The organism is Clostridium tepidiprofundi DSM 19306, from assembly GCF_001594005.1.
Classification (GTDB): Bacteria; Bacillota; Clostridia; order Clostridiales; family Clostridiaceae; genus Clostridium_AC; species Clostridium_AC tepidiprofundi.
The window spans coordinates 1-4,540 of sequence record NZ_LTBA01000088.1 but is presented as its reverse complement, the minus strand read 5'-3'; the positions used below and the strand labels follow the sequence as shown (position 1 = coordinate 4,540).

General features: G+C 30.4%; 3 protein-coding genes and 2 pseudogenes. All 5 read right to left on the bottom strand.

What is annotated here, in order from left to right:
• Positions 1–211 (bottom strand): annotated as a pseudogene (locus CLTEP_RS13525) (IS200/IS605 family accessory protein TnpB-related protein); the annotation flags it as partial.
• 175 nt (positions 212–386) lie between these two features.
• Positions 387–746, bottom strand: a pseudogene (locus tag CLTEP_RS13520) (IS607 family transposase); the annotation flags it as partial.
• A gap of 232 nt (positions 747–978) precedes the next feature.
• Complete coding sequence (locus tag CLTEP_RS13515) at positions 979–1,809, bottom strand: hypothetical protein (RefSeq protein ID WP_153016352.1); 831 nt, start codon at positions 1,807–1,809, stop codon at positions 979–981.
• 149 nt (positions 1,810–1,958) lie between these two features.
• Positions 1,959–2,540 (bottom strand): indolepyruvate oxidoreductase subunit beta, encoded by a 582-nt coding sequence (locus tag CLTEP_RS13510; RefSeq protein WP_066827562.1) that lies wholly within the window; start codon positions 2,538–2,540, stop codon positions 1,959–1,961.
• Positions 2,541–2,542: 2 nt separating this feature from the next.
• Complete coding sequence (gene iorA / locus CLTEP_RS13505) at positions 2,543–4,306, bottom strand: indolepyruvate ferredoxin oxidoreductase subunit alpha (RefSeq protein WP_066827556.1); 1,764 nt, start codon at positions 4,304–4,306, stop codon at positions 2,543–2,545.
• Between the last annotated feature and the right edge of the window lie 234 nt (positions 4,307–4,540).

Here is a 4,540-nt window from a genome sequence, read left to right as displayed (position 1 = left end):
ATCTTTTGATGAACATTTTTTTAGTACCAAATGTAACAGGGGGAATAGTTTTATTATCAATATGTTTTTGAAAATAGGCTAATCTTCTTTTTCTTTTATCGAGCTTACTTTTTAAAGCATTCCTTTTCTTTTGAGATAATTTATCATTTTTTAACTGTTTTTCAACAGCCTTAACTTTCTTTTTATAATTATCTCTATTTTCTTTGAGCAATTCTCTTTGAGAAACTATTGTCTGTCTTGCACTCTCAACGGCATCTTTAGCTTGACGTATATTTAAATTATATTTATGAGCTACTATTTTTTCTAATTCACCTTTTTTTATTTCACCTTCAAGAAGTCTTTTGAAAGAAAATCTTATTGCAGTGCAAAATCATAACATCATATTATCAATTATTGATTTCTGTTTGTCGTTTAGATTTATCAATATTGCTCTCATTGTNGTTTTCATTAATACTTTGCTCCTGCCTTTCTTTTTCTAATTCATTGATAGTTTTCTTTGATTTTCTTCCACCTCTTGCTCCATACAATCTAGCACTAAAACAACTAACTATACTTATTAAATCATTAACCATTTCTTCATTTAGTTCTAACTTTTTGTTTTGTTCAACTGCTTCAATACTTACATTTAATGATTTTGCAAACTCTTTAAGATAATTATATCCAAATCTAGCTAACCTATCAGGATATTCAACTATTATAGTATCTACTTCATTTAATCTTCTAAACATTTTAATTAATTGTCTACGCTTATCATTTAAATCACTTGCAAAAAGTTTATATACATATCAAATAATTTTAGTTAATTTTGTCTAAGTTTGAGCATTTTTTAAACAACAGTTGTAACCTCCCGTAAATAATAAAATAAATAGTAAATAAATCTACAATCCTTTTACTATTCTTAACACATAAATATAAATATATACATTTTACAAGCAACATTTTGCATCTAAAAAAAGCATCTGCATTTTGCAGACGCTTTTACCTTATCAGTTCAATTTTTTTATTTATGTTTTCTCTTTCAATGGTAGACATTCTTTTTATGTACTCAGAATTGCTCATTTTTAGAATACACTCATATGTCCTTATAATCCTCTTAAAATATGAAAGTATGTAATCTAATCTGAATATTGGAATTGTAACTTTACTGTTAAACCTGACGCTTAATCTTTTTCTTTTCTTTTCAGCCGATTTTTTTATATTATCATAATACCTTGCTCCAGATGCAACCAACTTCACCTTTTCAAAGTTTACAAGCATTGCATCTACATATTTGCTCCTTAGTTCCTTGCAAATTTTATCATCGAAATAATTGTTTTCATCAATAAACTCACTTGCAATATATATTACCTCTCTAAGTTTTTCATCATTTTTCATTCTTAGATCAGGCATATTTTCTAATATATGTATTATTTTTTCACCTTCGTCTAAACCATCTTTAATTAGTCCTTCTAATGCTTCTAATGCTTCTTTGTAGGTATTTCTATCTTTTTGCATATCTTCATCACTCAATAAAGCACTTTTCAAACTATTAGGATTTGAATCATCCAAAAACATTTCTGCAAAATAACTTATTTTTGCTATTTCTTTTTTAATATTTTCATCATCAACAATATTATTGTTTTCATCAATATATAAATATCCAACTGCCTCATTGCTCAACTTGTTAAAAAACTTCTTGTTAATAATAATCTCTCTATACAACTTGTTTCCAAGCTTAATACTCTTTGAAACTCTTATCCTTTCTCCAAATTTAATATAACTCTTTACGATTTTAAGCACATTGTTATCAGCTTCTTCATAAAACACCACATAAATTCCTCCCAACATTAATACCCTCATAACATATTATACAGGAATATCAATTAAAAGTGAAATCGTTTTGCTAAAACAAACATAGAAACTACTTTGTAATTAAAACAAGGCCGTCCCTTTAGGGATAGCCTTATACTACATATATTTTATTTAACACATTCCATTCCTTTTCTTAAAGCCTTTTTGTTTAACTCAATAGCCTTTTCAGGAACTAATTTTTCAACTGTTTCTTCCCAATCTAAATTATCTAATCCTAAAGCTTTAATTAAAGCACCTAATAAAACAACATTCTGTGCCTTAATATTTCCAAGCTCAGTCGCCATATTAGAAGCATCAATTATAATTGCATTGTCTACAGCTTTTTCTAATTTTTCATTAACATTTTCAGGATATTTTTCTTCTCCAATCAAAACTGGTACAGGATGAATTTCATAGTCATTAACCACTAAATAACCATCTTTTTTCAAATATCCAAGCCATCTAGCTGCTTCTGATTTTTCAAAAGACACTATGGCATCAGCTTTACCCATTTCTATTAAAGGAGAAAAAACTTTTTCACCAAATCTTACTTGAGTAGTAACACTACCACCTCTCTGAGCCATACCATGTACCTCAGACATCTTCACATCATAACCATTTTTCATAAGTCCTTCACTTAATATCTTTGAAGCAAGTATAGTACCTTGTCCTCCTACACCAACAAATAAAATACTTTTAACTTCTTTCATCATTATTCACCCACCTTTGTTATAGCATTAAATGGACATACCTGCATACAAATTCCACAGCCATTACACATATTTTCATCAATGCTTACAACACCATTTTGGAACTTAAGTGCTGGACAGCCTGTCTTTAAGCAAAGTTTACATTTCTTACATTTTTCAGTATCTACGACACACTTGATTCCAGCTCTTGCTTTTATTACATCTTTCTTAAGAGCACATGGTTGTTTAGTTATAATTACAAATGGCTCTGTACTTTCATGAGCATCTTTAACTGCAGCTTCTGTAGTTTCTAAATCGTATGGATCTACCACTCTTATATTCTCTGGTTTAATACCAATAGAAATTACCAATTTCTCTATATCTATTATTGGAGCAGGTTTATTTTGAAGAGTTTTACCTGTTCCTGGATTTTCCTGATGACCTGTCATTGCTGTAATTCTATTATCCAATATACAAGTTACAATTGGAGCATTATTATAAACCGAATTTATAAGTCCAGTTATTCCTGAATGGAAGAAAGTTGAATCCCCAATAAAAGCAAAAACCTTATTATCTTTTCTATTTGCCATTCTTGCAGCTTCTTCAAAACCAATTCCTGCAGAAACAGAAGCACCCATACAAATAACTGTATCAGTTACATTTAATGGAGCTACCATACCAAGAGTATAACATCCTATATCACCAGTAGCTATTATATCTTTATACTTTGAAACTGCATAGAAAATTCCTCTATGAGGACAACCAGGACATAATACTGGTGGTCTAGATGGTGCTTTAACATCAGTAGTATACACAGCTTCATTTTCTTTTCCTAATATACCTTTTCTAATAATGTCTGGATTCAATTCTCCACAAATTGGAATTACTTCTTTACCAATACATTCAATTCCCATTGCTTTTACTTGTGTTTCAATGTATGGATCATTTTCTTCGATTATATAAAGTTTTTCTACCTTACTAGCAAAATCTCTTATCATTTCATCTGGTAATGGGTAACTAAAACCTATCTTTAAGTATGAAGCATCATCTCCAAACACTTCTCTTGCATATTGATATGAAATACCACTAGTAATGATTCCTATTTTAGTATTTCCCATCTCAATTCTATTTAAATGAGTATTATTTGAATACTGTCTAAGCTTTTCTAATCTTTCTTCAACTTCATAATGCTTAACTCTTGAATGACCTGGAGTCATTATATATTTCTTAATATCTTTTTCATATGGCTTAACACCTACATCTTTTCTTTCATTCAATTCAACAACTGACTTTGAATGCGAAATCCTTGTAGTACTTCTAAACAAAACAACAGTATCATATTTTTCACTTATTTCATAAGCTTCCTTCATATAATCTATGCATTCTTGTGAATCTGATGGTTCAATTAATGCTACTTTTGCATGAGGAGCATAATATCTATTATCTTGCTCATTCTGTGATGAATGCATTCCTGGGTCATCTGCAGTAACTACTACCAAACCTCCATTTACACCTTCATAAGCCATTGTAAACAATGGGTCTGCAGCAACATTTAATCCTACATGTTTCATTGTTGTAAGTGTTCTAGCTCCTGCTATTGCAGCTCCTGCTGCAACTTCAAGTCCTACTTTTTCATTTGGAGCCCATTCGGCATAAACCCCTTCATATTTTGCAAAGTTTTCCAATATTTCAGTACTTGGTGTTCCTGGATAAGCTGAAGCTACTGTAACACCTGCTTCATAAGCACCTCTAGCAATAGCTTCATTACCACTCATAATTACCTTCATATGTTCAACCTGATTTCTAAAATTTAGACAATCTTACCTGTCTAAATTTTTCACCTTATAGGACTAATAAGATGGTGGTATAACAGGATTCAACCACTAGGATAGCATTGCTAAATCTCGTCTTGCCACTATTGTTCAATTATCCCAATAGAGTCCTACAAGATTATGGGAGTTACCCATTCCTCAAAATATTTTAATCACCTAAGCCTTTCCTACTAGGTGTACTTAGGCAAT